Source organism: Rhodococcus sp. OK611 (genome assembly GCF_003050885.1).
Lineage (GTDB): Bacteria > Actinomycetota > Actinomycetes > Mycobacteriales > Mycobacteriaceae > Rhodococcus_G > Rhodococcus_G oryzae.
This window is the reverse complement of the sequence record NZ_QAOZ01000002.1, coordinates 175,233-200,053: the sequence shown is the minus strand read 5'-3', so window position 1 is coordinate 200,053 and position 24,821 is coordinate 175,233. Positions and strand designations below refer to the sequence as shown.

Sequence of the window (24,821 nt, the reverse complement as noted above, 5' to 3'; positions counted from 1 at the left end):
CCGACGCGAATCGGCTGCGGCGCGCCTTGACCTCAGCCACGGTTGAGATAGCAAGATCTTTCTCATGAAACGCGCACTCGTACTCGGTCCCGGTGGCATCGTCGGTACGGCGTGGCTGGCCGGACTTGCCGTCGGCCTTCGCCGTGCGGGCGTGGACCTGGCCGGTGCCGACCTCATCATCGGCACATCGGCGGGCGCGATCGTCGCCGCGCTGCTCGCCACCGGCCAGGACCCGAACCGCCTTGCCACCCTCACCAGATCCGGGAATGGCGCGGCCGACCCTCGCACGCTGACCGAGGTGCTCGCGACGCTCCAGGATCCCGCCCTGGAGCAGGGCGAGAAGTTGCATCGGGTCGGGCGGATGGCCCTCACCGCCGACGTGCCCTCCGAACAGACCCATCTCGACCGGACCGCAGCCCTGATCGTCGCCCGCGACTGGCCCGAACAGCGCCTCCTGATCACCGCGGTCGACACAGAATCAGGCGAACCCGCGCTCTGGGATCGGCACGGGGATGCGTCGCTGCTGCAGGCCGTCGCATCCAGTTACGCGGTGCCCGGCCTCTACCCGCCCATCACGATCAGCGGCCGCCGCTACATGGACGGCGCCTTCCGCGCCGGATCCGACGCGGACCTGGCGGCCGACGCGGGCACGGTGGTCGTCATCGAGCCGCTGGGTCATCTCTACCCCAGCGGAGCCCCCATCTCGATCGCCCCCGACCGGGCGAGCTTGGACGCTTTCGGCCCCAACCTGCACGACATGTCGGCCTGGGAGACGTGCTTCGAGGCCGGTCTGCGGCAGGCGGTGCCTGCCGCAGACCTCATCGGTGGGCCGTGGAACGGCAACGGCTGAGGAGCCCGCTCACGCAGTCGCCGCTACCCCTGATACTCGGACTCGAGCACCAGGTCCCTGAGCACCCGTTGGTATTCGACGTGGGTGGGGTGCTCCGTTGTCCGCCACCGCCCGCCCTCCTCCGAACGCATGAAGGCCAGGTAGTCGGGGGCGCCGGGGAACCTGACGTTGTCCGCGACCACCCGGCTGCCGGGGTGGAGCCAGCCCTCGTCCACGATGCGGAGCAGGTCCGGCAGGTAGGCGCTCTTGAGGTGGTCGACGAACACGAAATCGACTGTGCCGGTATCGATACCGTATTCATCCCGCAGTCGCCTCACGGTCTCGCCACCGTCTCCGATCGACCCGACCACCGAGGTGATGCGTTCGCCGACCCCCGCGTGCTCGAAGATCCGCCGGGCGATCGCCTCGTTTGCCGGGTTGATCTCGACGGTGCAGATCGTGGCGTTCGGGGGCATCACCCGCGCCATCCGCAGCGCGCTGTACCCGCAGTACGTCCCGAGCTCGAGCAGCAGCGCTGGCCGGGCGCGCCACACCGCCGCGTCCAGGATCTCGCCCTTCTCGTCGCCGACGTTCATCAGGAACTTCCGGGTGTGTGCGAAGTCGTCGATGGCGCGGATCACGTCGTCGAGGTCCCCGCGACGGGCCGTCGCCAGCACGTGCGCGGCCAGCGCCTCCTCCCGCCCGTCACCGACCTGCCCCTCACCCAGCAGGCGCCTGGCACCGAGCGCGAACCGGATCACCGACCACCGCAGAAACGGCACGGGCTTGCCCGCCAGCCGGTTGGCGATCACCGCCGCGCCGACGAAGGCGGCGGCGAACGTCGCAACCACCACCGGTCTCGAGGTCATCTCATCCCCTTCGCCGCTCCCCGCTCAATCGTCGACCCCACGCCGCCACACGGCAACCGCGCACGCCTCAGCCGTTGGTGGCCAGGAAGTGGTCCATGCACCGCTCCGCGACCGCCGTGATCGTCAACGACGGGTTCACCAGCGCGGTGGAACCGGGGATCAGCGAGCCGTCGACGACGTACATGTTGTCGTAGCCGGCGACCCGGCCCTCGTAGTTGCACGCCTGGCCCATCACCATCCCGCCGAGTCCGTGGAAGGTCGCGGCGCTGCCGAATCCGGCGAGCCGCGGGTAGATCGGGATGCCGTTCGCCGGGTACCCGTGCGCCACGTCCGCCCGTTCGTAGAACCGGCCGGCGAACCGACGCCCGCGGGCGTCGACATCGCTGTCGGCCTCGCCGTGCGGGTAGTTCAGTTCGGCCCGGCCAAGCGCGGGGTTGTAGTCGATCGAACCCCGCTCGCTCGTGATCAACTGGATCAGGTTGGTGCTGGTGTTGCCGCCCGCGATCTCCGGGAACGGCGCCGCCTGCCACGACATCGCCACCGTCCCGTCGGGTGTGTCGTCGTCGTAGAGGGCCGCGACGCCCGGGCCTGCCTGCTTGGCGCCGTACTCGCGGTGCGTCAGGGTGCGCGAGATGAGGAAGTCGCCGTTGTTGCCGAAGCCCTTGCCCACGTGCTCGTTCAGCCTCGGCAGCGCGCCCTTCGCCTTCGCGGTCACCAGCAACGCGCTTGTATAGAACGAGCCGGCCGCCATGAACAGGTAGTCGGCGACCAGGCGTTTGTGCTCGAGGACGAGCCCGTACTCGTCGATACGTTTGACGGTGACCTCGAACCCGCTCTGCCCCTGCACCTCCCGGATCTCGACGACCTCGTGCAGCGGCAGCACCGTGACGTTGCCTGTCGCCTCGGCCCTCGGCAGGTAGTTGTGATCGACGCTGTTCTTCGCCCCGGAGTTGATGCCGTACGGGCCCTCGCCGACGGTCACCGACGGGCGCCGCGTCCCGGCCAGCTCTTCGCGCACCAGGTCCCAGTCGACACAGAAGTCGTGGAAGGACGGCTGACCGCCGTAGTCCGCGACGTCGGCGAGCCACGCCCGCGCGCCCTTGTAGGCGGGGTGGGCGAGCAGATCGGCGGGCAGCGGCGAGGTGCCGAGCGACGCCCGCGCCCGCGGGTAGTACACCCGGTCCAGCTCGCCGTAGTCGATCTGCCGCGGGAAGACCTGCTCGAAGTCGCGCCGTCGCGGCTGCGGGGTGTAGGTGCCGAACACCAACGAACCGCCGCCCACGCCTGCGCCGTAGACCGAGTTGATGCCGTTGCCCCTGACCTCGTCGACGACGCCGACGTAGCGCTGGATCGGCTGCAGCTGGGTCAGCGGGTTGATGTACGGCCGGTCGTGCAGCCAGGACGCGCGGCCGTCCGGCGCGTCCAGGGTGGCGAACGTGTTGCCCGCCGGATCGATCGGCCAGCGCCTGCCGCGCTCGAGGACCGTGGTCTCGATGCCCGCCATGCCCAGCCGCAGGGCGGCCACCGCGCCGCCGAAGCCGCTGCCGACGACGATCGCGGTCTTGCCGCCCGGCGGCGCGGCCTGTGCCGCGGCGGTATGGGTGGCGAGCGGGCCGAACGCCGCGGCGCCCAGGCCGAACGCGGCACCGCGCAGAACGGTACGACGGGACAAGCGAGGCGAGTCCATCTCCGGAATCTAGCCCTCCCGACCGCGGGCGGGAGGGGGAATCGTCAGGCGCCCGCGCCGTCGGCGAAGACGGTGTCGAGCACCCGCCTGCCCCGCGGGCTCAGCCGGTAGCCGACCTCCAGGCTCTCGGTGAGCCCGAGTTCCTTGAGCCGGCGCACCCGGATCTTGAACGGCTGCCGCTCCATCGACATCGCCTCCGCCAGCTCGGTCGAGACCACCGCGGGCCGTTCGCCGATCAGGCGCAGGGTGGCCTCGGTCCAGGCCCCGTTCGCGTCCATCCGCGCCAGCCGCCGCCTCAGCTTCTCCAGTTCGGCCTCCGACAGCTCGGCGTTCTCCCGTAGCGCCTGGCGCGGATCGGCGCCGCCGTAGCGCAGCGCGATCCGGTACAGGATCGGACCGTGCGCCTTCTTGTCGACGAAGGCGAGCATCTTCTCGGCCGACGGGAACCCGGCCGCCTCCGCGTCGGCGTCCGACACCTCCGCGGGCGTGATCTCCTCGACGGCGTCGAACGCGATCACCCCTACCGCAGTCCGCTGGCTCGACCCCGCCCGCACCCGCGCGCGGTCCCACCGCCGGAACGCGAGCGTCACCGCGCCGGACCTGATGCCCTCGAGGTGCGCCGCGGTGAAGATCACGGGTCAGTCCACCAGACCCAGCGCCTGCAGCCGCTCGAACACCAGCCGCGAGCCGGGTGCGGTCTCCGGCATCGCGGCGTACTCGTCGACGGTGAAGTACCGGAGCTCTGCGATCTCGCTCGTCGCGGTCGGCTCATCCGTCAGGTCCGCGAGGAAACACGTCATGTGCAGCCGGGTCCCGGCCGGGTGCCCGAAGGCCTCCGCCTCGAACACACCGAGCGTGCTGAGCGTGCCCTCGACCACGCCCGCGTCGAGCTCCTCACGAATCTCCCTGTGCAGGGCCTCTTCCGGGGTTTCGCCCGGGTCGATCTTGCCGCCTGCCATGTAGAAGGCCGACTTGCCTGCGGAGCGGGCCTGCAGCATGCGGCGGTCCCGGATGTGGGCGAGGGCGACGGTCCTGATCTCGGCCATGCGGACACGGTAGGCGCTCACGCGCCCGTGCGCACATAGCAAGTCCAGGGACTCGCCAACCGCGCACGGGTCGCGAAGCGGCCAACGGCATCCACTAAACTCGGACATCGAGCCCCGGGTACCTCCGGGGCGTATTGACACCCCGCCGCCGCACACGAACAAACGACGGAGTGCCCATTGCTCGCTGTCCTGCTTGCCCACGCGATCGCCGCCGTCCTGGCGCCGCTTGTGGTGCGAGCGATGGGCCGCAACGCATTCCTCCCGCTCGCCCTGGTGCCGCTGGCGAGCCTCGGCTGGGTGATCAAGAACTGGGGTACGCAGCAGAGCCTGCACATACAGTGGGCGCCCGGGCTGTCGATGGACATCGACATGCGGTTCGACGCCCTCGCCGCGATCATGTCCGCGCTGATCCTCGGGATCGGCAGCCTCGTGCTGGTCTATTGCTCGCGGTATTTCACCGACGACGAGCCCCGCCTCGGCATCTTCGCCGCCGAGATGGTCGCGTTCGCCGGCGCCATGTTCGGCCTGGTCACCAGCGACAACATGCTCATCCTCTACATCTTCTGGGAACTGACCACGGTGCTCTCGTTCCTGTTGGTCGGGCACTACGCGGAGCGGGCGTCGAGCCGCCGGGCCGCCACCCAGGCGCTGCTGGTGACCACCGCGGGCGGCCTCGCGATGCTGGTCGGCTTCCTCATCCTCGGCCAGGTCGGCGGCAGCTACCTGATCTCCGACCTGCTCGCCGACCCGCCCGGCGGCTGGCTCGCTGGCGTCGGTGTGGTGCTGGTCCTCATCGGCGCGCTGTCGAAGTCCGCCATCGTGCCGATGCACTTCTGGCTGCCGGGCGCGATGGCCGCCCCGACACCGGTCAGCGCCTACCTGCACGCGGCGGCGATGGTGAAGGCGGGCATCTACCTCGTCGCTCGGCTCGCGCCCGGGTTCGCCGACTCCGCACCGTGGCGGGTCACCGTGATCACGCTCGGGCTGGCGTCGATGCTGCTCGCGGGCTGGCGGTCGCTGCGGGCCTTCGACCTGAAGCTGATCCTCGCCTTCGGCACCGTCAGCCAGCTCGGCTTCCTCATCACCCTGGTCGGCATCGGCGACCGGAACGCCGCGCTGGCAGGCATCACCATGGTGGTCGCACACGCGATGTTCAAGGCCGCGCTGTTCATGGTGGTCGGCGTCATCGACCACACCACCGGCACCCGCGACATCCGCAAGCTCGCCCACCTGGGCAAGCGCGCCCCCGCGCTGTGCGTCATCGCGGTCCTCGCCGCCGCCAGCATGGCGGGGCTGCCGCCCTTCCTCGGCTTCGTCGGCAAGGAGGGCGCCCTCGAGGCGATCGCCACCACCAACGCGCTGAGCCCGCCCGTGCGGACCCTGGTGCTCGCCACGGTCGTCGCCGGCTCGATCCTGACCGTGACGTACAGCATCCGGTTCATCTGGGGCGCGTTCGGCCGCAAGCAGCTCAAGCGGCCGAGCCCCGCCGTCCAGGGCATGCACGCCGCCGGCCCGCTGTTCCTGTTCGTCCCCGCCCTGCTCGCCGTCGGCGGACTCGCCGCAGGCCTGGCGGCCCCGGTGATGGACCGCCTGCTCAGCCCGTACGCGCAGACGCTGCCCGCCGACGGGAACGCCGACTACCACCTCGCGCTGTGGCACGGTTTCGGCCTGCCGCTGTATCTGACCATCCTGGTGATCGGCTGCGGCGCCGTGCTGTTCGTCGCGCACCGCTGGGTCAGCCGGCTGCGCTTCGAGCATCCGCCGCTCGGCAACGCCGACCGCGTGTACGACGCCACCCTGCGCGCGATGGACACCATCTCGATCAAGCTGACCGGCACCACCCAGCGCGGTTCGCTGCCGCTGACGCAGGCGTCGATCCTCGTCACCCTGGTGCTGCTGCCGACGATCCTGCTGGTGTTGAACACCGACACCGGGGTCAATCTGCGGCTGTGGGAGTCCCCGATCCAGTTCGCGGTCGGGCTGATCATGATCGCCGCCGCACTCGCCGCGACCGTGATGCGCAACCGCCTGGCCAGCGTCATCCTGGTCGGCGTCGGCGGCTACGGCTGCGGCGTCATCTTCGCCCTCGACGGCGCGCCGGACCTGGCCCTGACCCAGTTCCTGGTGGAGACGCTGACCCTGGTGATCTTCGTGCTGGTGCTGCGCAAGCTGCCCGCCGAGACCGACGAGCGGCAGTCGGTCGGCTTCAAGGTGCCGCGCGCCCTGCTCGGCGCCGCGGTCGGCGCCACAGTCACGGCGCTCGGTGCGTACGCGATGAACGCCCGCAACACCGCGCCGATCTCGCTGCAGCTGCCCGAGGCCGCCTACACGATCGGCAACGGCAAGAACGTGGTGAACGTGCTGCTGGTCGACATCCGCGCCTGGGACACCCTCGGCGAGATCTCGGTGCTGCTGGTCGCCGCGACCGGCGTCGCCTCGCTGGTGTTCCGGACCCGTCGGTTCGGCACCGCGCCGCGCGTGTCCGACGCGCCGGGGGCCGAGGAAGCCGCGTCGAGCTCGGAGACCACCTGGCTGCGCGGCGGCGACCTGATCGACCCCCGGCACCGGTCGCTGGTCCTGGAGATCACCACCCGGATGATCTTCCCGACGATGATGGTGCTGTCCGTCTACTTCTTCTTCTCCGGCCACAACGCGCCGGGCGGCGGCTTCGCGGGCGGGCTCACCGCGGGCCTGGCGCTGGTGCTCCGATACCTGGCGGGCGGTCGCTACGAGCTCGGCGAGGCGGTCCCCATCGACGCGGGCAAGATCCTCGGGCTCGGCCTGATGTTCTCCGCGGGCACCGCGATGGCGTCGCTGTTCCTCGGCGCCCCCGCGCTCTCCTCCGCGACCCTGGAGGTCACGCTGCCGCTGCTCGGCCACATCAAGATGGTGACCGCGATCTTCTTCGACCTCGGCGTGTACCTGATCGTGGTCGGACTCGTGCTCGACGTGCTGCGCAGCCTCGGCGCGCGTCTGGACGCAGAGGTCGAGGTGAACGCCTGATGAGCGCGAACTTCGGCATCCTCATCGTGGTCGGCGTGCTGATCGCGTGCGGGGTGTACCTGCTGCTCGAGCGCAGCATCACCAAGATGCTGCTGGGGCTGCTGCTGTTCGGCAACGGCGTGAACCTGCTCATCCTCACCGTCGGCGGGCCCCCGGGCAGCGCGCCCATCGTCGGGCGGACGAACGCGGTGTACGACAACATGGCCGACCCGCTGGCGCAGGCGATGATCCTGACCGCGATCGTGATCACGATGGGCATCGCGGCGTTCGTGATGGCGCTGGCCTACCGGTCGTACAAGATCAACACCAAGGACGCGGTCGAGAACGACCCCGAGGACACCAAGGTGATCCGCCGCCGCAGCCCCGCCGAGGCACCGGATCACGACCGCTCCGACGACCCGATCACCGGCGACTCCACCTTCGGCGGCGACGCCTTCGACGACAAGGGCAATCCGATCCCGCTCGAACAGCTCAAGAACCTCGAGGACCTCGAGTGCTACGAGGACCTGCGGGAGGGCGACTTCGACGAGTTCAATCCGGACGGCGATGAGCCTCGCGAAGAGAATGACACCGACGAACCGCTCCGAGTTCCTGGCGGTGATCGCGAATGACCCTGTCCCCCGATCTGATCCACACCCTGATACCGCTGCCCGTGCTGGTGCCCATGCTGGCCGCGGCGGTCACCCTCATCGGCGGCCGCAGGCCGCGGTTCCAGCGGGCGGTCACCATGTCCGCGCTCGTGATCGGCCTGGTCGTCGCCTGCCTGCTGCTGTACCTCACCGACCGCGACGGCATCGCCACGCTGCAGGTCGGCGGCTGGGACTCGCCGATCGGCATCACCCTGGTGGTGGACCAGTTGTCGGCGGTGATGCTGGTGGTCTCGAGCATCGTGCTGCTCGCCGTCATGGGATTCGCGGTCGGGCAGGGCATCCACGACGGCACCGAACGCCAGCCGGTGTCGATCTTCCTGCCCACCTACCTGGCGCTGACCGCGGGCATCTCCAACGCGTTCCTTGCGGGCGACCTGTTCAACCTGTATGTCGGGTTCGAGGTGCTGCTCGCGGCGTCGTTCGTGCTGCTGACCCTCGGCGCCAGCGCCGACCGGGTGCGCGCGGGCGTGTCCTACGTGATGGTCTCGATGGTGTCCTCGCTGATCTTCCTGGTCGGTATCGCCCTCGCCTACGCCGCCACCGGCACCCTCAACCTGGCCCAGATGGCCACCCGGCTCGACGGCATCCCGGTCGGCACAAGGACCGCGGTCTTCGGCGTGCTGCTGGTCGCGTTCGGCATCAAGGCCGCGGTGTTCCCGCTCTCGACCTGGCTGCCCGACTCGTACCCGACCGCGCCCGCCCCGGTGACGGCTGTGTTCGCGGGCCTGCTCACCAAGGTCGGCGTGTACGCGATCATCCGGGCGCACACCCTGCTGTTCCCGCAGGGCGAGCTCGACAACGTGCTGATGATCTGTGGCCTGCTCACCATGCTGGTCGGCATCTTCGGCGCCATCGCGCAGACCGACATCAAGCGGCTGCTCTCGTTCACCCTGGTCAGCCACATCGGCTACATGGTGTTCGGGATCGCGCTGTCCACCCAGCAGGGCCTGTCCGGCGCCATCTACTACGTCGCGCACCACATCATCGTGCAGACCGCGCTGTTCCTGGTGGTCGGCCTGATCGAGCGGCAGGCCGGGTCGTCCTCGCTGCGCAGGCTCGGCGGCCTCGCCGCGGCCAGCCCGGTGCTGGCGCTGGTGTTCCTGGTGCCCGCGCTGAACCTGGCGGGCATCCCGCCGTTCTCCGGCTTCATCGGGAAGGTCGCCCTGCTGCAGGCGGGCGTCGCGCACCCGAGCGCGTTGTCCTGGGTGCTGGTCGCGGGCGGCACCGTCACGAGCCTGCTCACCCTGTACGTGGTGGCCCGGGTCTGGACGAAGGCGTTCTGGCGCTCGCGCGCCGACGCCCCCGAGGGCGACCTCGCCGACGTCAGCCCGTCCGCCCTGATCGATGAGTCCGAGGAGGACATCGCCTTCGACGACCGCGCCGACGTCGGCCGGATGCCGGCCCTGATGCTGATCCCCACGATCGGCGTGGTCGTGGTGGGCCTGGCCCTGACCCTGTTCGCCGGCCAGTTCATCGCGATCACCGACCGCGCGGCCGCGGACCTGCGGGACCGCTCGATCTACATCGACGCCGTCCTCGGACCCGGATACGCCGAGCAGGCGGCCGCGGCGGGGGGTACGCGATGAACCGGGAACGGGTGCTCCGCGTCGGGGTCCTGGTGTGGCTGACCACGGTGTGGATCCTGCTGTGGGGCAACATCAGCGTCGCGAACATCCTCGGCGGCCTGGCCGTCGGGGTGCTGATCATGGTGCTGCTCCCGCTCCCGCGGGTACCGGTCGAGGGCCGGATCCACCTGTGGTCGATCGCCAAGCTGGTCGGGCTCTGCATCGTGTACGCGGCGCAGTCGAGCGCGCAGGTGGCCTGGCTGGCGGTCCGTCCCGGTCCGCCCCCGGTGACCGGTGTGTTGCGCGCCCGGTTGGCCATCAAGTCCGATCTGGTGCTGACCCTGTGCATCGACGTGCTCAACCTGATCCCCGGCACCATGGTGCTGGAGGTCGATCAGGTCAAGCGGATGGTGTACGTCCACGTGCTCGACGTGGGCACCGACAAGGCCGTCGACCAGTTCTACCGGACCGTGCGGCAGCTGGAGCGACTGTTCATCGCCTCGTTCGAGCGCGACGAGGAGTGGAAGCCCTCGCCGTGGCACGTGGACAACCCCGTCTTCGACCCCTCCGCGCTCAAGCCCTCCGACCGAAAGGATCTGCCGTGACGACAGTGCTCGTGATCGCCGGGGTGATGCTGTCGGTGGCCGCCGTGATGACCTCGTTCCGACTGCTCGACGGTCCGTCCACGCTGGACCGTCTGGTCGCGATGGACACCCTGGTCGCGGTGGCCATCTGCGGGCTCTCGGTGTGGGCCGCCTACAGCCTCGACACCACGCTGGTGCCCGCCATCGTCGCGCTCTCCCTTGTCGGCTTCGTCGGCTCGGTCAGCGTGGCGCGGTTCCGGGTGCGTGACGACCAGTGAACACCGTGCTCGAGGTCGTCGCCGCCGTTCTCATCCTGCTGGGCGCGCTGCTCGCCATGACCGCCGCGATCGGGATCGTGCGCTTCCCGGACACCCTCTCCCGCATGCACGCCGCGACCAAGCCCCAGGTGATCGGCCTGGTGCTGGTGTTGATCGGGGCGGTGATCCGGCTCCGCGGCAACGTCGACATCTGGATGCTGGTGCTGGTCGGGCTGTTCACCCTGCTGACCGCACCGGTCATCGCGCACACGGTAGGTCGGGTGGCCTACCGCGAGCAGCGCAGTCGCGACGGGCTCGGCATCGTCGGGGACCTCGACCGCAAGGACGGGCCGGAGTAGCTCAGTCGCTTGAGCCGCCCGGTGGGTCGAGCCGGACCGTGCCGCCGCCCAGATCGATCCGCATCCGGGTGCCGTCGCCGCTCGACGCGTCGTGCCGCAGCGACTTCTGCGTCCGCTGCTCGTCGACGACGTGCCGGTGCGAGGGCGACAGCAGCGACTGGATCTCCCCGAACGCGCCGGTGACCGCACCACCGTCGACCGGCGGTCTGCGCTTGCGCCAATAGATCCACCCGCGCCGCTCTGCCCACAGCCCGACCTGGTCCAGGGCGACACAGGCGGCCACCAGGGCTGCAATCGCCACCACAGCGTGCATCCGCGTCCCCCCTTCCAGCTCTCGCCCAGGCTACCGACGACCGTTCCCCGCCGGCAGGTCCGTCGCGCCGCCTGCCCGTAGCGCCGAGGCGACCCGCTCGAGCAGTTCACCGGGGTGCCGCAGGACCATCTCCTTCGTGGCCACCACGACATCCCACCCGAGACGACGAATGCTGTTCGTGCGGCGGATGTCCCGCGCGTAGCGGTCCCGTTCCCGGTGGTGGTCACCGTCGTACTCGAGCACCACCCGGTACGTCGGCCACGCCATGTCCACCTGCGCGACGAGTCGGCCGTCCCCGTCGACCAACAGCACCTGGGTCTCGGGCTTCTCGAATCCCGCGCGCACCATCAGGAGTCGGGTCCGCGTCTCCCACGGGGACTCCGCGCCGCCGTCGGCCAGTTCGACGACCCGACGCAACTGCTTGAGCCCCCGGTCTCCGCGATGCCGCTCGATCAGCGCGTGCAGCCCATCGGGGTCGCAACGACCGAGGTTGCAGAGCCCGTCGACCGCCTCGACGGCCCGGTCGAGCGGCAGTCGGCGGCCCAAGTCGTACGCGGTCCGCAGATGTGAGGTCAGCTCGTACCCGTAGACGTCCTCGTGCTCGTCGACGGCCAGCGCACCGTATCCGAACCGCACACCCACCCGACGCCTCGCCGGGCGCGGCAGGATCAGCTCGGGTTCTACCCGCTCGGGGACGTACCGGTACCCGTGCAGCGCGGCGGCCGACCACCCGGACAGCACCCCGTCCGGGAACGCGACGCCCAGCGCCCGCGACCGCTGCGGGTAGTCGACGGGCTGGTCGGACCGCACGTACACCCCGTTCAACACGGGCGCGTAGTCGCGCGAGATCTGCCACGCCGTCATCGTCTGCAGCAGCGTCGCGCGACGGATCGGCCCGGCAGGAAGCTTCGGTACGCGGCCCATCCGCGGGAACCTATCCGCGAGCTAGTTGTTCTCGGGCAGTTTTCGGCACTGACGCCACCAAAACGACTAGCTCGCGGCGCGATTCATGTGTTACGCGACGAGTGCGAGCAGTTCCGGCGACGCCACGACCGGAACGAAGCCGTCGATTAGAACCCGGCGGCAGCCGTCGAGCTCGATCAGGACGGGTACCGGCGCGGTGTACTCGGGACCCAACAGGGACAGACTGGTTCCCGCGGCCGCACTCGCCGTCGACGTGCAGGGCGGAGCCGGTTCGAGCGCCTCGAAGTACGGGTCGAGACTGTCCCACAGGCTCTCCGCCCCGGCGAACGCGACACCAGCGGCGTCGAATCGGTATCGACACACCGAACTCCGCACCGAGTAGTCGCCTGGGACCAGAACGCCCGCTCCAGCCACAGGCAGGGCAGGAACCGTGCCGCACCCCATCAGCTGCTCCACCCCATCGGGCGACAGTTGGACGCGATGATCGACCCGCCCGACGCTCTCGAGCGCCTCGACCGCCCTCAATCCGCCGATACGCTGAAACTTGCATTCGTCGACCGGATACGACGGCCGGATCGCCCGACCCGCGGCGTCGATCAGCCACAGATCCGGAATGGCCACCATGCTGGCGATCCCGCAGGTGCCCTGGTCGAGGCGGCTTCCCTCGGACGGCGCGTTCAGCTTCGCGATCGCCCCGGAAAAATCTCCCTCCCACCGATGCTCGGCAAAACTGGCCGTCAGATCGGCGTTGATGGTTCGAGCTGAGGTCGGGTCGCAGGTGATGGCCGCCACCGGTTCGAAGTCGTCGGGAACGGTGCCCGGTCGCGGCTGCGTCGCCACGAGATCCGGCGGCGTCGTCGCTATCCCATCAAGGTCCGTCGGCATCCGGCACGTCGCCGCGCTCACGATCTCCGCGGGCTCCCGGGTGGGCGCGGGCCCGTGAATGTATCCACACCCTGCCAACGCAGTGGCCAACGCCAGAAACACCGCACCGCGTCGACTCATCACCGATGCATGGTTGCGCGAGCTAGTCGTTTTTGGGTGGTTTTCGGCGCCGACGCCACCAGAACGACTAGCTCGCGGCGCGATTCATACGTCAGCGGCCACACGGGTCGGCGGGCGACGTCCCCGACATTCCCGGCGATCCCGGCACACCTGACGTTCCCGGCGCACCTGACGGTCCCGGCGAACCCGACGGCCCTGGGGCACCGGAAGCACCCGGCGTGCCCGACGCTCGCGGCTTGTGTGGCGCCGGCAGGTCGGCCGGGTCGGGCTGCGACGGGTCGGGGTCGCTGACCAACCGCACCGAATAGCTGAGCCCGCCCGCGCGCCAGCTGGCCGGCGCGGTGGTGGGTCCGGGTGCGCCGACCCGCGCACAGGGGTCCACGGGGAGACCGGGCGATTTCAACTCGGAGACATCGCTGCGCTCGGGTGTGGTCGGCGCGACCGGTCCCTGCGTCGACGTGGGGGACGGAGCCGGCGTCACCAGTACGGCCGTGAGACCGGCGAGCAGGACCGCGACGACCGCGGCCGCACCGGCGAGCACCTTCCCCTTGGGAAGTGCCTTCGTCTCCCCCGCCGCCGTCGCCGCGAACGCGGCGGGCACGGACGTCTGCACTTCCGCAGCGCTGATCGCGGCGCCGGTCGCCAGATGCCACCGGCCGGCATACGGGACAACGGCGGCCAGCCCGAGCGCAGCGGCGGCGGAACGGATCACGCTCGTCTCGGACGGCCGGATTCCCAGCACGACGACGGCGACCTTGCCACGCGGGGCACCCGACTGCATGTCCTCCAGCAGCGCGGTGGTGAAGGACACCTCACTGAACGTCCCCGCGGTCACCCGCTGGACGCCTGCCTGCGCCGCACCGGACCGTAGGTCGACCGCGTGGGCGAGCACCTCGCCCGGCCACTCGGCGAGAACGAGAGCGGTACGGGCGCCTGCCAACTCGGGTATCGAGCGAAGGAAGGCCAGCCGGGCCTCGGCCGCACCGACCACCGTGACGGCCGGCACGCCGTCGCTGCCCAGCTTCGCCTTGATCGCCTCCGCCGCAGCCGGGTCCGCGGCGACGATCCCGACCGCCGTCGGGTTCAGTCCGATCCGCCTTGCCCGGTCCACCATCTGCTCGGTGGCCCAGACGGCCTGCCCGACATCGTCTCCGGCGCGGTCCTCGAAGCGGCTGTCCACCGGCCCGAGACCGGGCACGTGGGTGTCGATGAGGACCGCCCGCACGCCCTCCTTGCCGAGCGTCACTCCCACAGACTCCCGCACGCGTCCTCCACCGTTTCCCGTCGACAGTGGCTCGCGGGTAACCGGAAGGGACGCCTGTGGTTGCGGCCCGCCGAATTCCTCACTCAGTCCGTCGAATCGAGGTCACCGTAGCGGACCGACCCCGAGACGTGCAGCCGTACCCCGCCCGCGGCGCGGTTCGGACCCGCCGAGCGGCCTCGTCCGCTAGCTCGCGGCGCGCACCGGAACCGGGTCTGCCTCGACCCGTCCGCCCCACCGACCGAGCGCGGTCCCCGGTGCGGCGAAGAAGCTCGCATAGAACCCGAGCACCACGGCGCCCATGACACCGAGGATCAGCGGACCGAAGAACAGCGGGTACTCCGCGATCTCGACCGCGAGGTACCGATAGCCGAGCAGCAGCGCCGCGAACGCGACCGCCCCGCCGACCACGAGCCGCACGCGGAACCGGCCCCAGCCCCGCTCGGGATCGCGCAGCGCGGACTCCAGGGTCAGGCACAGCACGACGCCCGCGACCAGGTCGACGCCGTAGTGGTAGCCGAACCCGAGGGTGGCCATCAGCGTGCACACCAGCCAGAAGGTGCCACCCCAGCGCAGCCACCGCGGACCGCTCCGCGAGTGGATGAATATCGCCAGCGCCCAGGCGGTGTGCAGGCTGGGCATGCAATTGCGCGGCGCCGGGCTGTCGAACGGGATCGCAGCCGGGTCGACGACATTCGGCACCACGGCGGGCCAGTAGTTGCCGAGCTGGGAGCCCGCGCCCGCGGTGCCGAAGGCGAAGTCCGGGCCGACCACGGGGAAGAGCAGGTAGAACAGCGGACCGATCAGCCCGATGAGCAGGAAGGTGCGCACCAGGTAGTGCGACGGCCAGCCGTTGCGGAGCTGATACAGGGCGACGACGATCGCCGCGACCGGCAGCTCGATGTACACCCAGTGCAGAACCCCGTAGCCGACGCTGCCGAGCGAATCGACGACGCCGCCCATCACCCAGGACGGATTGCCCAGCGCCCGGTCGGCGAGCTGCACGTATTCGTCGAGCACCAGCGGGCGGGTCAGCACGGTGATCTGCAGCCAGACGTCGCCGACCTTGGTGGCCAGGATCAGCAGCGCGCCGAGCCCGACGCCGCGCAGCGCGCTACGACGCTGTTCGCCGGTCCAGGCCACCGTCGCGTAGAGCCCGATCCCGGTCAGTACGAGGGTGGGGCCGTTCCCGATGGCGACGGGCCCGTCGAACAGCAACCGACCCGCCGCGAACAGCAGGTCGAGGACCACCGCGGCGGCCAGCGCGCGGATCCGCTGCGGGTTCGTGAGCCCCACCAGCGCGAGCGCGAATCCCGCCCACGGCAGCGACATCGACTTGGGAGTGCCGACGAAATCCTTGGCCAGGCTGTGCAGCGGTCCCTCGAAGCCGTAGCGCATCGCGGCCAGTTGCAGCGCGACCAGGGCCGCGACCAGGACCACGCCCGCCGAGATGAGGATGGGGTGCGACCGCAACGAGAGCCGACCGGTCCCTGAGACCGGTGAGTCGTTGATCAGCACCGGTCCATAGTAAACGGAGCATGAACGCGGCCTTACGTGTCGAGCTCGTTCACCAAGGAATCGACGACGAGTGTCAGGTCACCGCCGGAGGCCGCGGCGACCTCGCGCTGACGGAGGTAGGACGCGCCGCGCCGCGGGATGTCGGCCACCCGCGCCAGTTCGTCGGCGCAACCGAGCGACCTCGCCACCGGCATCAGCTGTTCCAGCAGATCGTCCAGGTCGTCGGTGACCAGTCGCTCGTTGCTGTCGGCGTCGAGGATGATCTCCGCGTCGAGCCCGTACCGCGCGGCCCGCCACTTGTTCTCCTGCACGTGCCACGGCGGCATCCCCGGCAGCTCCTCGCCCGCGTCGAGCTTGCGGTCGAAATACACCACCAGGCAGTGGATGAGGGCGACGATCGCGCCCAGCTCGGTCCGGGTGGAGACGCCGTCGCAGACGCGCACCTCGATGGTCCCCCACTGCGGTGCGGGCCTGATGTCCCAGTGCAGCCCACCGAGCTTGTCGATGACGCCGGTCTTGATCTGATCGTGGGCGAATCCCTCAAACTGCGACCAGGTTTCGAACTGGAACGGAAGACCGGCCGTCGGCAGCTGCTGAAACATCAATGCCCTGTTGCTGGCGTACCCGGTGTCCACGCCGGTCCACATCGGCGACGAGGCGGAAAGCGCAAGCAGGTGAGGGTACTTCACCAGCAACGCGTTGAGGATCGGGAAGACCCGATCGGCCGAGGAGATCCCGACGTGCACGTGCACACCCCAGATCAGCATCTGACGTCCCCACCACTGGGTGCGCTCGATCATCTCGTCGTAGTGCGGGCTGCGGGTCAGCTGCTGGGTGGACCATTCCGCGAACGGATGGGTGCCCGCGCAGAACAGGTCGACGCCGATCGGGTCGGCGACCCGGCGCACCAGGTGCAGGGTCTCGCTCAGGTCGTCGATCGCCTCGCCGACGGTGTCACAGATCCCGGTGACCAGCTCGACGGTGTTGCGGAGCAGCTCCTTGTGCAGGCGCGGTGACTCACCACCCGCGAGGGAGTGCGCCGCGTCGAAGATCTGTCCCGCGGTGTTCGAGAGATCGCGGGTGGCCTTGTCGACCAGGGCGATCTCCCACTCGACGCCGATTGTCGGCCGGGGCGAACCGGCGAAGTGGACTCCCACACTGGGAATCCAACCACAGCGATCCGGCTGCCGCCGTCACCGGGACCTGCACCGGCGAACACCAGAACGACCCCCCACCGTGGCGGTGAGGGGTCGTTCTGAGCGATCAGTGTCTACTCGATGACGCCGCAGGCGACGCGGCCGCCGGCATCACCGGTGGCCAGCGTGGCCTGGTCCGGCACAGGAGCGTTCTCCGGGAGGGTGTACCGCGTCGGGATGTTGGCGAAGTTGTCCGCGCCGGCATGCACCATGATCGCGGTGCCCTTGCCGTGGTTACGCAGGTCCTCGAGGGTGAAGGCGTCGGTGGTGGTGACCAGCTCCGCGGTGCCGTCCTCGCGCACCTGCAGCGAGGTCAGGTCGCCGCTCGCGGGATGTCCCGTGTGACCCTCCGCCTGGAAATGCCCACCGGCGGAAAGGAAGTCGCCGGGCGCGCCGCCGGACGGCGCCACCGAGTTCGCCTCGCACTTGGCGACCTCGTGGACGTGCAGTCCGTGGAAGCCGGGGGTGAGGTGCTCGGCCTCGACCGAGACCTGGACGAACCCGTCACCCTCGGTGAAGCGGACGGTACCGACCTCGGCACCCTTCGCGTCCTTGAGCTCGACGGAGATCGCGCCCTCTTCGGCCGCCGATCCGTGGCCACCTTCTGCCGCGCCGTGGCCCGGCACGGACGCTCCCGTCCACACCGGAGGGGTGGTACCGGGGACGTCGCTCGGCTCCTGGCCGTTGGAGCACGCGGTGAGGCCAACGGCCGCGATCGCGACCATCGGGGCGACGACGCGCCAGGACACGCGGGCGGGACGGCGTGCATTCTCGGCACCGCCGAGGTGCGAGTCGCGTCGGGTAAGCAGGGCCATCAAACCGCTCCTTCTAGATGGGCTGGCAGTGAACTGATCATAGACGCGCGCGCGGAACGGTTGTCCGCTGGTGCGTCCACCTAGGGCGCGGTGACGATCACGATGACGCCGGGCGACGCGCTCGTGATGCCGGGGAACCGTGGCTCGGCGGACACACCCAGCGTCGCGGCGATCTCCGTCGCGGCCGCCTTCTCCGCAGGCGACGAGGCCGAGTAGTAGACGGTGGTCGAGCTCACCGAGCCGTCGCTGTAGTTGCCGGTCTCGCCGACCGTCCAGCCGTCGGACTCGATGGTCCTGGCGGTCTGCGCGGCCAGGCCGCTGACCGTGCTGTTGTTGAGCACCCGGACCGACACGGCCGACTTGTCCAGCACCGGCGCCGTCGTGGTGGTGGCGGCAGCCGTGGTCGACGTGATCGCGGCGGGCGGCCTGGCCGAGGTGACCGCGGCAGGCGGCTTGGCGGAGGTGACCGAGGCGGCCCCGTTGCCCGCCGCCCGCGCCACGCTCGAGGTGGTCTCGGGCTGCTCCGACTCGGAATCGTTTCCGGACAGCGCCATGGCGCCGATACCGGCAAAGGCGATCGCGAGCGCAATCAGGACCATCGCGAACGCACGCAGCGGCGGTCCGCTCGGTGGCTGCTCAGGAGTGCTCACTCGAATGACCTTAGAGGCCGCGCCGCGTCCGCCGACACCTAGGTGATGTCGAATCCGAGGCGACGTGCGGCTCGCGCCTTCTGTCTACTCGCCCTCAGCCGGCGCAGTCGCTTGACCAACATCGGGTCGGCTGCGAGGGCCTCGGGGCGGTCGACCAGCGCGTTCAGCACCTGGTAATAGCGGGTGGCGGACATGTCGAAGAGTTCCTTGATGGCCTCTTCCTTGGCGCCCGCGTACTTCCACCACTGGCGCTCGAAGGACAGGATGTCGTGGTCGCGGCGGGTCAGTCCGTCCTCGCCGATCGCGTTCGCGTCCTGCGGGTCGGTCTGCTCGGAATTCCGGTTACGCGCCGCTGCCCCGTCCATCTCACTCCCTCAACTTCGAGCTCTCGCCCAACGCCACTGCTCTCGCGTGATGCATCGAAACCAAAGTTCCCCGACGACCCGGCTGGCTTCACGATTACCGGGCAACGAATTACATATCTGTTCTTCCGGGGATTATTCAACCATGATCCGCACGGGCGCGGCCTGGTTGCGGTGCTGGCGCGTCGCGTCCGGGCGCCCCACTATCCTTGCTCAAATGGCAATACTTCCGATCCGGATCGTGGGCGATCCGGTGCTCCATGAGCCCACGCGGCCCGTCACCGAATCGCCGGCGGAAATCGCCGAGCTGATCGCTGACATGTACGAGACGATGGACGTCGCGAACGGCGTCGGTCTGGCGGCGAACCAGGTGGGCGTCCCGATGCGACTGTTCGTCTACGACTGCCCCGACGTCGACGGCGACGGGAACTCGATCCGCCGTCGCGGCGCCGTGGTCAACCCGGTGCTCGAGACCTCGGAGATCCCCGAGACCATGCCGGACCCCGACGACGACGAGGAGGGCTGCCTCTCCGTTCCCGGCGAGCAGTTCCCGACCGGCCGCGCCGACTGGGCCAAGGTGACCGGCACCGAGGCCGACGGTTCGCCGGTGGAGATCGAGGGCACGGGGTTCTTCGCCCGGATGCTCCAGCACGAGGTCGGACACCTCGACGGATTCCTCTACGTCGACGTGCTTATCGGCCGCAACGCCAGGGCCGCGAAGAAGATCATCAAGCGCTCCGGTTGGGGCGTCCCGGGCAAGAGCTGGGTGCCGGGCACGGTCGAGGATCCCTTCGGCCACGATGACTGACATCGTGCTCGGTAGCCGGGTGGTGTTGCGATACGAATTGCCGCCCGGCTACCCGCAGCCCCTGACCGACATCATCGGGGAGTTGGTGTCGCTCACACCGGCCGTCGTGGTCCGCGCCCCGGACGGACGGGTGGTGCAGGTCGTCCCCGACAAGGTCGTCGCGCTCAAGTCGATCGGTGCCCGACCGATCCTGAGCCGGGAGATCCGCGCGCTCGAGCTGGCCGCCGCCGATGGCTGGCCCGGCCTGGAGCAGAGCTGGATCAACGGCTGGCTTGCCCGCTCCGGTGGCGGGTTCACAGGCCGCGCCAACTCGGCGTCTCCCCTCGGGAAGGCCGACCGGATCGGCGACCTCTACAGCGGCGACACCCTCGAGCGCCTGCAGAAGTGGTACGCCGACCGCGATCAGCCGCTGCGGCTGTTGCTGCCGGACCGCCTCGGCAACGCCCCCACCGACTGGGAGACCTCTGACGAGGTGCTGGTGATGGCCGCGGAGATCGCGAACCTCACGCTGCCCGAAGGCGATTCGCTGGTGACCGTGTCCGGCGAGCCGGACGATCAGTGGCTGCCGCTGTACGACCACAACGGGGCAAAGCTGCCGGACTGTGCCCCTGAGGTGCTCGGGTCCGTCCGCGACGGCGAGCTCGGCTTCGGCCGGCTCGGCAGCCCGAGCACCGAACTGCTCGCCATCGCGCGGGCCGCCGTGACCGAGGCGCCCGACGGCCGACGCTGGGTCGGACTGAGCGCGGTGGAGGTGGCGCCCGCCCACCGCAGGCGCGGGCTCGGGATGCTGATCTGCGCGGAGATGATCCGCTGGGGCCGCGACCGGGGCGCGACGCACGCGTACATCCAGGTGGTGGCCGACAACGAGGCGGCGATCGCCCTGTACCGCACGATGGGGATGCTCGACCATCACCGGTACCGCTACGCGGCGGCACCCGGCACCGCCTGGTAGCCGCACGAGCCCGCACGAACGACGGCGCCCTCCGGACCCACAGGGGGGCGCCGTCGTCGTCGCCGCCGTCGCACTAGGCTGCCTCGAATGCGATTGGCGACGTGGAATGTGAACTCGGTCCGGGCCCGCACCGATCGGGTCGTGGACTGGCTGGTGCGTACCGACACCGACGTGCTGGCGATCCAGGAAACCAAGTGCCGTGACGACCAGTTCCCGACGGAACGATTCACCGAGCTCGGCTACGAGGTGGCCCACGTCGGGCTGAGCCAGTGGAACGGCGTCGCGATCATCTCCCGTGTCGGGCTCGAGGACGTGCAGGTCGGCTTCGAGGGGCAGCCGGGCTTCGCCAAGCCCGCGGCGGACAGCCTGGACATCGCGACCCCGGTCGTCGAGGCCAGGGCCATCGGCGCCACCTGTGGCGGGGTCCGGGTGTGGAGCCTGTACGTGCCGAACGGGCGCGAGCTCAGCGACCCGCACTACGAATACAAGCTGGACTGGCTGGCCACCCTGCGCGACGACGCCGCGAAGTGGGTGGCGCAGGACCCGACCGCCCAGATCGCGCTGGTCGGCGACTGGAACGTGGCACCGACCGACGAGGACGTCTGGGACCCGGCGCTGTTCGAGGGCAAGACGCACACCTCGCAGCCCGAACGCGACGCCTTCGACGCCTTCCAGGACGCGGGCTTCGTCGACGTCGCCCGCCCGTTCACCCCCGGCCCCGGCGTCTACACGTACTGGGACTACACGCAGCTCCGGTTCCCGAAGCGTCAGGGCATGCGGATCGACTTCGTCCTCGGCTCCCCCGCACTGGCCGAACGGGTCTCCGGTGCGTCCATCGACCGCGAGGAGCGCAAGGGCAAGGGCGCCAGCGACCACGCCCCGGTCGTGGTCGAGCTGGACTAGCCGGAGACGCGGCGAGCGCGCAGCAGTTCGGCGGCCAGCCACAGCGCGCCCGCCGCCACCAGCACCCCGTGGGCGACGCGCATCCACGGGCTGCCGAAGAACTGCGGGATGAACAGGGCGAACCCGACCGCGAGCGGGACCCCGCTCCATCGGGCCAGCACCCCGGACCGCCAGATCCCCACCGCCGCGGCGACCGCGCCCGCGGCGACCAGCAGCAACCCGACCGTGAACATGGTCATCTGGGTGCCGCCGCCGCGCACGCCGTCGACCAGGTCGAGCAGCTCCGGCGTCCCGTCCGCGACCGCGCGCCCGCCGATCGCATGCAGGCCGAAGTCCTCGGCGCCGTAGTAGGGCAGGGTCAGGCCGACCCCGACCCAGGTCAGCACGGTCGCGGCGATGCCGGCACGGTCCCCCTCGGTGCCGCGGAGGATCTCCCGTAGCGCCTGCACTGCGAGGCCGAGCAGCAGGAACCCGATCATCCCGAAGAAGTGCGCCGAGACCCAGGCGCCGGACGCGTAGGCCCGCGCGCCGTCCATGGTGGCCTGGTTCAGGTAGTCCGAGTAGGGCCGGACCGCGGGGTAGAGCAGGAACAGCACCCCCGCCACACCGAACAACGCCGCCGCCGCGATCCGTGCGCGATCGGTGCCCACCCTCTGTGCCGTGTCGATCATGCTTGCCTCCTCCAATAACGAGAGCGGCGCTCTCTCTTATGAGCAGTGTTCACCAACGCGCGGGAGAAAACAAGAGCAGTGCTCTCAAATTTCGGGCGCTCCCCCGCCCGGTCTACGATTCATCCACCGTGTCCGCCCGGTCCGGGCGTGCTTCGCAGGCGTCGCGCCGCCCCCATCGCTAGGAGTCCGCCGTGGAGACCCCGCGCGATCAGCCCGACCGCACCGAGGTCGAATGGTTCGAGGCGGGCGAACGCCACGCTGCGCCGTGGCGGTCCAACAGCAGTGTCAAGCCGCCGAAGACGGTCGAGACCTTCGGCGACGAGCTCCGCGCCGACGATGCGATGCGGCTCGCGTCGGAGGGCACCGCGATCCTCTGGCGCGGCGACTTCCTCGGCGCCCGGCAGCTACTCGACGCACTCAAGCGCCGGCTCGACCGGCAGCAGGTCAAGCCCGATCCCGACCTCGCCGTGACCTTTCACCGGCATCGGCAGGCCAGGGCGCACCGCACCCGCATCCTGAGCATGGTCCTGATCGAGCTCGGCACGGACTTCGGCATCGACCTCCGCCGCGCTCCCGACATCAGGGACGCGTGCCGGGAGGCGTACGGCGAGGCGACCGAGCCGAGTGTGGCCTCCCTGCAGGAGCTGCTCGGGGCGGTGGGCGCGCACGAGTGGCGGCGGCGCGGCGTGCTGGTCCCCGCCCTCGGGGCGCGGATCCACCCGCACTACGGCGTGTTCGCCCCCACCAGGAACGAGTACGTCGACCTGGTCGCGGAGGCGCAGTTACCCACTCCGGGAACGGCGTTCGACCTCGGCACAGGGACCGGCGTGCTGGCCGCCGTGCTGGCACGTCGGGGCGTCGGGCGGGTGGTGGCCACGGACATCGAGCCCCGCGCGGTGGCCTGCGCGACCGACAATCTGCAGCGGCTCGGGCTCGCCGACCGGGTGGAGGTGGTCCGCACCGACGTGTACCCGGCAGGCGCGGCCGACCTGGTGGTGTGCAACCCGCCGTGGGTGCCCGCCGCCCCGACGTCCTCGATCGAGCTGGGCGTGTTCGACCGCAAGGGGCACATGCTCACCGAGTTCATCCGGGGCCTGCCGGATCATCTCAACCCCGGCGGCGAGGGCTGGCTGGTGCTCTCCGACCTGGCCGAGCGACTCGGGCTGCGCACGCGGGCACAGCTGACGGACCAGTTCGAGCAGGCGGGCCTGACGGTGCTGGGCCGCACCGACACCCGGCCTCGGCACCCGCGCGCGAGCGGCGCCCGCCCCGAGGGACGCGGAACGGGCGGACGCGACCCGCTGGCCGCCGTCCGTGCTGCTGAGGTGGTCTCGCTCTGGCGACTCGCGGTCCGCGCGCACTGACGCGCAGACCGGCGATCACCTAGCGGACGAGCTCCCTGACCAGGCCGTCCGCGCAACCGCCCGCGAAGCCGGTCACCGCACCCGAGGCGGCACCCGCGGCCACCCCGCCGACCAGCCCGGCCGGCCCCGCGGCCACGCCCGCGGCGGACGCCGCGGTCACAGCGCCGGACAGCGCTCCCGCGATCGCGGGCTTCACCCCGGACTTCACGCACTCCTCGGCGAAGGCACCGGCCTGGTTGACGACCTCCGTGGCCACCACGACCCCGGCGTCGATCGCGGTGTCCACGACCGCCGACACGACCTTGCCGCCCTCGGCAATGGAGTAGGTGATGCCCTGCACTGCGCCGTCGACCTCGATACGCACCGGAAGGTTCTCCAGCACGCGGCCCGCCTCGTTCACTGCGGCGATGGCGTTCGTCTGGGTGTCTCGGACGAACCGTCCGGACTCGAGCTTGATCTGCGCGGTACTCGCCTCGACCTGGGTCGCGACGAACTTGGCGAACTCCCGGATCGGGCCCGCCTGCGCGGGCGGCGCGACGGCCACCGATGCGAGCGCGAACCCCGCGACGCCGAGCGCGACGACCAGCGAGGCCGTCCCCGCCCTGACATCGGCCGAGATCCCGGCCACCGACCCGCCCTTGGCGCTCTCGGACACGGCAGCAACGATCGTCATTCTTCCCCCAGTTACACGGCGCGTCGATACGCGAAGCGATGAGATGACGCCCGCCACGCGGTGCCGGGGGAAGCCGAAATCTGTTTCGGATCCACGTTTTCCGGCCCCGACCGCGACGGGTCAGGGGAAGCATAGGGTCAGTGCCGCTCTCCGTGTCGGACTACGGCGAATTCGGGGTCGGAGTGAAGTCCTCGTCGACGATCAGGTCCAGTTCCTCGGGGTGGGCGCCCAGGTAGCGCTGCACATACGTGCAGACCGGCTGCAACCGCCAGCCGCGTTCCCTCGACAGCGCCAGCACGTCACCGACCAGCACGGCGGCCCAGCCGCGACCGCCGTATTCCTCTTTGACGACCGTGTGCATGAGCGCGACCACCTCCCCGCGGCCGCCCGTGAACTCGGTCGACTCCCCTCCGCCGCGATAGCCGAGGATTCCGATCAGTTCGTCACCGACCCAGAGGTCGAAGCGGGCGTGCGAGGGGTTGTCCATGACGCGCGCGAGCGCCGGGTTCGCAAGGACAGGGGCGGGCGCAGTCACCACCGCTGCCGGGACGGGAGGT

General features: G+C 70.3%; 27 protein-coding genes. 11 read left to right on the top strand and 16 right to left on the bottom strand.

Annotation, left to right across the window (positions count from 1 at the left end; genetic code table 11):
• Positions 1–64: 64 nt before the first annotated feature.
• Positions 65–850 carry a patatin-like phospholipase family protein gene (locus C8K38_RS02825; protein ID WP_097210157.1) on the top strand — a complete coding sequence of 262 codons (786 nt, stop codon included), beginning with the start codon at positions 65–67 and terminating at the stop codon, positions 848–850.
• A 23-nt stretch (positions 851–873) separates the two neighbouring features.
• Here the strand turns inward: C8K38_RS02825 and C8K38_RS02820 are convergent, their stop codons facing one another.
• From C8K38_RS02820 to C8K38_RS02805, 4 genes are all read right to left on the bottom strand, one after another.
• On the bottom strand, positions 874–1,698 hold the full coding sequence (locus tag C8K38_RS02820; protein WP_097210156.1) for an O-methyltransferase: 825 nt from the start codon (positions 1,696–1,698) through the stop codon (positions 874–876).
• 67 nt (positions 1,699–1,765) lie between these two features.
• Complete coding sequence (locus C8K38_RS02815) at positions 1,766–3,385, bottom strand: GMC oxidoreductase (RefSeq protein WP_097210155.1); 1,620 nt, start codon at positions 3,383–3,385, stop codon at positions 1,766–1,768.
• A 44-nt stretch (positions 3,386–3,429) separates the two neighbouring features.
• The gene (locus C8K38_RS02810) at positions 3,430–4,020 is read right to left on the bottom strand and encodes a hypothetical protein (RefSeq protein WP_097210154.1); all 591 of its coding nucleotides are present in this window, start codon (positions 4,018–4,020) and stop codon (positions 3,430–3,432) included.
• Positions 4,021–4,023: 3 nt separating this feature from the next.
• Positions 4,024–4,431 carry an NUDIX hydrolase gene (locus tag C8K38_RS02805; RefSeq protein WP_027501263.1) on the bottom strand — a complete coding sequence of 136 codons (408 nt, stop codon included), beginning with the start codon at positions 4,429–4,431 and terminating at the stop codon, positions 4,024–4,026.
• 177 nt (positions 4,432–4,608) lie between these two features.
• Between C8K38_RS02805 and C8K38_RS02800 the strand changes: the two genes are divergently transcribed.
• The 6 genes from C8K38_RS02800 to mnhG are packed head-to-tail and all read left to right on the top strand — an operon-like array spanning position 4,609 to position 10,849.
• Positions 4,609–7,434: a Na+/H+ antiporter subunit A gene (locus C8K38_RS02800; RefSeq protein WP_097210153.1), complete on the top strand. Its 2,826-nt coding sequence runs from the start codon at positions 4,609–4,611 to the stop codon at positions 7,432–7,434.
• The gene (locus C8K38_RS02795) at positions 7,434–8,045 is read left to right on the top strand and encodes a Na(+)/H(+) antiporter subunit C (RefSeq protein WP_097210152.1); all 612 of its coding nucleotides are present in this window, start codon (positions 7,434–7,436) and stop codon (positions 8,043–8,045) included. The genes C8K38_RS02800 and C8K38_RS02795 overlap by 1 nt, the downstream gene beginning before the upstream one ends.
• Positions 8,042–9,670 carry a Na+/H+ antiporter subunit D gene (locus tag C8K38_RS02790; RefSeq protein ID WP_097210151.1) on the top strand — a complete coding sequence of 543 codons (1,629 nt, stop codon included), beginning with the start codon at positions 8,042–8,044 and terminating at the stop codon, positions 9,668–9,670. Before C8K38_RS02795 ends, C8K38_RS02790 begins: the two co-directional genes overlap by 4 nt.
• On the top strand, positions 9,667–10,254 hold the full coding sequence (locus C8K38_RS02785) for a Na+/H+ antiporter subunit E (RefSeq protein WP_097210150.1): 588 nt from the start codon (positions 9,667–9,669) through the stop codon (positions 10,252–10,254). The genes C8K38_RS02790 and C8K38_RS02785 overlap by 4 nt, the downstream gene beginning before the upstream one ends.
• Positions 10,251–10,511 carry a monovalent cation/H+ antiporter complex subunit F gene (locus tag C8K38_RS02780; protein ID WP_097210149.1) on the top strand — a complete coding sequence of 87 codons (261 nt, stop codon included), beginning with the start codon at positions 10,251–10,253 and terminating at the stop codon, positions 10,509–10,511. Before C8K38_RS02785 ends, C8K38_RS02780 begins: the two co-directional genes overlap by 4 nt.
• A complete protein-coding gene (gene mnhG / locus C8K38_RS02775) occupies positions 10,508–10,849 on the top strand; it encodes a monovalent cation/H(+) antiporter subunit G (protein ID WP_097210148.1) in 342 nt (113 codons plus the stop codon). Before C8K38_RS02780 ends, mnhG begins: the two co-directional genes overlap by 4 nt.
• Position 10,850: 1 nt before the next feature.
• On the opposite strand, the gene C8K38_RS02770 is transcribed toward mnhG, so the two are convergent.
• The 9 genes from C8K38_RS02770 to C8K38_RS02730 form a co-directional block, all read right to left on the bottom strand.
• Positions 10,851–11,162, bottom strand: coding sequence for a DUF6191 domain-containing protein (locus tag C8K38_RS02770; protein WP_097210147.1), 312 nt, complete (start codon positions 11,160–11,162; stop codon positions 10,851–10,853).
• Positions 11,163–11,192: 30 nt separating this feature from the next.
• Positions 11,193–12,086 carry a DUF559 domain-containing protein gene (locus tag C8K38_RS02765; protein ID WP_097210146.1) on the bottom strand — a complete coding sequence of 298 codons (894 nt, stop codon included), beginning with the start codon at positions 12,084–12,086 and terminating at the stop codon, positions 11,193–11,195.
• A gap of 90 nt (positions 12,087–12,176) precedes the next feature.
• Entirely contained in the window at positions 12,177–12,992 is an 816-nt protein-coding gene (locus C8K38_RS02760) for a hypothetical protein (RefSeq protein WP_143548376.1), read from the bottom strand.
• Between the two features lie 190 nt (positions 12,993–13,182).
• Positions 13,183–14,355, bottom strand: coding sequence for a hypothetical protein (locus C8K38_RS02755; protein ID WP_143548375.1), 1,173 nt, complete (start codon positions 14,353–14,355; stop codon positions 13,183–13,185).
• A gap of 183 nt (positions 14,356–14,538) precedes the next feature.
• On the bottom strand, positions 14,539–15,810 hold the full coding sequence (locus tag C8K38_RS02750) for a phosphatase PAP2 family protein (RefSeq protein ID WP_219912800.1): 1,272 nt from the start codon (positions 15,808–15,810) through the stop codon (positions 14,539–14,541).
• 92 nt (positions 15,811–15,902) lie between these two features.
• Positions 15,903–17,027, bottom strand: a complete 1,125-nt coding sequence (locus C8K38_RS02745; RefSeq protein ID WP_097210143.1) for a glutamate--cysteine ligase — start codon at positions 17,025–17,027, stop codon at positions 15,903–15,905.
• 113 nt (positions 17,028–17,140) lie between these two features.
• Positions 17,141–17,881, bottom strand: a complete 741-nt coding sequence (gene sodC, locus C8K38_RS02740; protein ID WP_097210332.1) for a superoxide dismutase[Cu-Zn] — start codon at positions 17,879–17,881, stop codon at positions 17,141–17,143.
• Between the two features lie 80 nt (positions 17,882–17,961).
• Positions 17,962–18,531, bottom strand: coding sequence for a LytR C-terminal domain-containing protein (locus C8K38_RS02735; protein ID WP_097210142.1), 570 nt, complete (start codon positions 18,529–18,531; stop codon positions 17,962–17,964).
• A 38-nt stretch (positions 18,532–18,569) separates the two neighbouring features.
• Complete coding sequence (locus C8K38_RS02730) at positions 18,570–18,896, bottom strand: DUF3263 domain-containing protein (RefSeq protein ID WP_027501275.1); 327 nt, start codon at positions 18,894–18,896, stop codon at positions 18,570–18,572.
• Between the two features lie 214 nt (positions 18,897–19,110).
• Between C8K38_RS02730 and C8K38_RS02725 the strand changes: the two genes are divergently transcribed.
• The 3 genes from C8K38_RS02725 to C8K38_RS02715 all read left to right on the top strand — a co-directional run bounded on the left by C8K38_RS02725 (position 19,111) and on the right by C8K38_RS02715 (position 21,556).
• Positions 19,111–19,701, top strand: a complete 591-nt coding sequence (locus C8K38_RS02725; RefSeq protein ID WP_077040530.1) for a peptide deformylase — start codon at positions 19,111–19,113, stop codon at positions 19,699–19,701.
• Complete coding sequence (locus C8K38_RS02720) at positions 19,694–20,653, top strand: N-acetylglutamate synthase, CG3035 family (RefSeq protein WP_097210141.1); 960 nt, start codon at positions 19,694–19,696, stop codon at positions 20,651–20,653. Before C8K38_RS02725 ends, C8K38_RS02720 begins: the two co-directional genes overlap by 8 nt.
• Before the next feature lie 87 nt (positions 20,654–20,740).
• On the top strand, positions 20,741–21,556 hold the full coding sequence (locus C8K38_RS02715) for an exodeoxyribonuclease III (RefSeq protein WP_097210140.1): 816 nt from the start codon (positions 20,741–20,743) through the stop codon (positions 21,554–21,556).
• On the opposite strand, the gene C8K38_RS02710 is transcribed toward C8K38_RS02715, so the two are convergent.
• Positions 21,553–22,227 (bottom strand): hypothetical protein, encoded by a 675-nt coding sequence (locus C8K38_RS02710; protein ID WP_179800436.1) that lies wholly within the window; start codon positions 22,225–22,227, stop codon positions 21,553–21,555. The two genes, C8K38_RS02715 and C8K38_RS02710, sit on opposite strands and share 4 nt — an antisense overlap.
• A gap of 191 nt (positions 22,228–22,418) precedes the next feature.
• On the opposite strand from C8K38_RS02710, the gene C8K38_RS02705 reads away from it, so the two are divergent.
• Positions 22,419–23,591 carry a class I SAM-dependent methyltransferase gene (locus C8K38_RS02705; protein ID WP_257017023.1) on the top strand — a complete coding sequence of 391 codons (1,173 nt, stop codon included), beginning with the start codon at positions 22,419–22,421 and terminating at the stop codon, positions 23,589–23,591.
• Between the two features lie 19 nt (positions 23,592–23,610).
• Here the strand turns inward: C8K38_RS02705 and C8K38_RS02700 are convergent, their stop codons facing one another.
• Positions 23,611–24,264: a hypothetical protein gene (locus tag C8K38_RS02700; protein WP_097210139.1), complete on the bottom strand. Its 654-nt coding sequence runs from the start codon at positions 24,262–24,264 to the stop codon at positions 23,611–23,613.
• Between the two features lie 160 nt (positions 24,265–24,424).
• A complete protein-coding gene (locus C8K38_RS02695) occupies positions 24,425–24,751 on the bottom strand; it encodes a GNAT family N-acetyltransferase (RefSeq protein ID WP_097210138.1) in 327 nt (108 codons plus the stop codon).
• Positions 24,752–24,821 lie beyond the last annotated feature (70 nt).

Coding starts and splice junctions, on each gene's coding strand:
- C8K38_RS02825 (WP_097210157.1), top strand. CDS start 65: ATGAAACGCGCACTCGTACTCGGTCCCGGTGGCATCGTCGGTACGGCG.
- C8K38_RS02820 (WP_097210156.1), bottom strand. CDS start 1,698: ATGACCTCGAGACCGGTGGTGGTTGCGACGTTCGCCGCCGCCTTCGTC.
- C8K38_RS02815 (WP_097210155.1), bottom strand. CDS start 3,385: ATGGACTCGCCTCGCTTGTCCCGTCGTACCGTTCTGCGCGGTGCCGCG.
- C8K38_RS02805 (WP_027501263.1), bottom strand. CDS start 4,431: ATGGCCGAGATCAGGACCGTCGCCCTCGCCCACATCCGGGACCGCCGC.
- C8K38_RS02795 (WP_097210152.1), top strand. CDS start 7,434: ATGAGCGCGAACTTCGGCATCCTCATCGTGGTCGGCGTGCTGATCGCG.
- C8K38_RS02790 (WP_097210151.1), top strand. CDS start 8,042: ATGACCCTGTCCCCCGATCTGATCCACACCCTGATACCGCTGCCCGTG.
- C8K38_RS02785 (WP_097210150.1), top strand. CDS start 9,667: ATGAACCGGGAACGGGTGCTCCGCGTCGGGGTCCTGGTGTGGCTGACC.
- C8K38_RS02770 (WP_097210147.1), bottom strand. CDS start 11,162: ATGCACGCTGTGGTGGCGATTGCAGCCCTGGTGGCCGCCTGTGTCGCC.
- C8K38_RS02765 (WP_097210146.1), bottom strand. CDS start 12,086: ATGGGCCGCGTACCGAAGCTTCCTGCCGGGCCGATCCGTCGCGCGACG.
- sodC (WP_097210332.1), bottom strand. CDS start 17,881: ATGGCCCTGCTTACCCGACGCGACTCGCACCTCGGCGGTGCCGAGAAT.
- C8K38_RS02730 (WP_027501275.1), bottom strand. CDS start 18,896: ATGGACGGGGCAGCGGCGCGTAACCGGAATTCCGAGCAGACCGACCCG.
- C8K38_RS02725 (WP_077040530.1), top strand. CDS start 19,111: ATGGCAATACTTCCGATCCGGATCGTGGGCGATCCGGTGCTCCATGAG.
- C8K38_RS02720 (WP_097210141.1), top strand. CDS start 19,694: ATGACTGACATCGTGCTCGGTAGCCGGGTGGTGTTGCGATACGAATTG.
- C8K38_RS02715 (WP_097210140.1), top strand. CDS start 20,741: ATGCGATTGGCGACGTGGAATGTGAACTCGGTCCGGGCCCGCACCGAT.
- C8K38_RS02710 (WP_179800436.1), bottom strand. CDS start 22,227: ATGATCGACACGGCACAGAGGGTGGGCACCGATCGCGCACGGATCGCG.
- C8K38_RS02700 (WP_097210139.1), bottom strand. CDS start 24,264: ATGACGATCGTTGCTGCCGTGTCCGAGAGCGCCAAGGGCGGGTCGGTG.
- C8K38_RS02695 (WP_097210138.1), bottom strand. CDS start 24,751: ATGGACAACCCCTCGCACGCCCGCTTCGACCTCTGGGTCGGTGACGAA.